This is a genomic window from Acidovorax sp. 107, assembly GCF_003058055.1.
Taxonomy (GTDB): domain Bacteria; phylum Pseudomonadota; class Gammaproteobacteria; order Burkholderiales; family Burkholderiaceae_C; genus Acidovorax.
In genome coordinates this window covers 4,920,001-4,921,672 of the sequence record NZ_QBTZ01000001.1, presented here as the reverse complement: position 1 = coordinate 4,921,672, position 1,672 = coordinate 4,920,001, and the positions used below count along the sequence as shown (strand labels likewise).

The 1,672-nt window shown below is 51.0% G+C and carries 1 rRNA gene (cut by a window edge); it reads right to left on the bottom strand.

Annotation, left to right across the window (positions count from 1 at the left end):
• A 23S ribosomal RNA gene (locus tag C8C99_RS22880) occupies positions 1-1,672 on the bottom strand (its annotated part continues 657 nt past the right edge of the window); the annotation flags it as partial.

The following is a 1,672-nucleotide window of genomic DNA, read 5'->3' as shown; positions in this document are numbered from 1 at the left end:
TCGCAGTTAAGCACGCTTATGCCATTGCACTATCGTCACGATGTCCGACGTAACTAGCGGTACCTTCGAACTCCTCCGTTACGCTTTGGGAGGAGACCGCCCCAGTCAAACTGCCTACCATGGCACTGTCCCCGATCCAGATAATGGACCTAGGTTAGAACCTCAAACACACCAGGGTGGTATTTCAACGTTGGCTCCATGAGAACTAGCGTCCTCACTTCAAAGCCTCCACCTATCCTACACAGATCTGTTCAAAGTCCAATACAAAGCTACAGTAAAGGTTCATGGGGTCTTTCCGTCTTTCCGCGGGGAGATTGCATCATCACAAACATTTCAACTTCGCTGAGTCTCAGGAGGAGACAGTGTGGCCATCGTTACGCCATTCGTGCAGGTCGGAACTTTACCCGACAAGGAATTTCGCTACCTTAGGACCGTTATAGTTACGGCCGCCGTTTACTGGGACTTCAATCAAGAGCTTGCACCCCATCATTTAATCTTCCAGCACCGGGCAGGCGTCACACCCTATACGTCCACTTTCGTGTTTGCAGAGTGCTGTGTTTTTATTAAACAGTCGCAGCCACCGATTTTTTGCAACCCCGTTGGGCTCCCTCTGTACGAGTTCACCTACTTGGGGCATACCTTCTCCCGAAGTTACGGTATCAATTTGCCGAGTTCCTTCTCCTGAGTTCTCTCAAGCGCCTTAGAATACTCATCTCGCGCACCAGTGTCGGTTTGCGGTACGGTCGTCAATAGCTGAAGCTTAGTGGCTTTTCCTGGAAGCAGGGTATCACTCACTTCGTCTGCAAGCAGACTCGTTATCACCCCTCATCTAAGCCCGGCGGATTTGCCTACCAGGCACGACTACAGGCTTGAACCAACATATCCAACAGTTGGCTGAGCTAACCTTCTCCGTCCCCACATCGCACTATTGATCGGTACAGGAATATTGACCTGTTTCCCATCAGCTACGCATCTCTGCCTCGCCTTAGGGGCCGACTCACTCTACGCCGATGAACGTTGCGTAGAAAACCTTGCGCTTACGGCGAGGGGGCTTTTCACCCCCTTTAACGCTACTCATGTCAGCATTCGCACTTCTGATACCTCCAGCATCCGTTACCAGACACCTTCACAGGCCTACAGAACGCTCTCCTACCACTTGCAATAAATTGCAAATCCGCAGCTTCGGTAACTGGCTTAGCCCCGTTACATCTTCCGCGCAGGACGACTCGATCAGTGAGCTATTACGCTTTCTTTAAATGATGGCTGCTTCTAAGCCAACATCCTGACTGTTTTAGCCTTCCCACTTCGTTTCCCACTTAGCCAATTTTAGGGACCTTAGCTGGCGGTCTGGGTTGTTTCCCTCTTGAGTCCGGACGTTAGCACCCGGTGCTCTGTCTCCCAAGCTGTACTCTGCGGTATTCGGAGTTTGCATAGGTTTGGTAAGTCGCCATGACCCCCTAGCCTAAACAGTGCTCTACCCCCGCAGGTAATACTTGAGGCACTACCTAAATAGTTTTCGGAGAGAACCAGCTATTTCCAAGTTTGTTTAGCCTTTCACCCCTATCCACAGCTCATCCCCTAGTTTTGCAACACTAGTGGGTTCGGACCTCCAGTACCTGTTACGGCACCTTCATCCTGGCCATGGATAGATCACTTGGTTTCGGGTCTACAC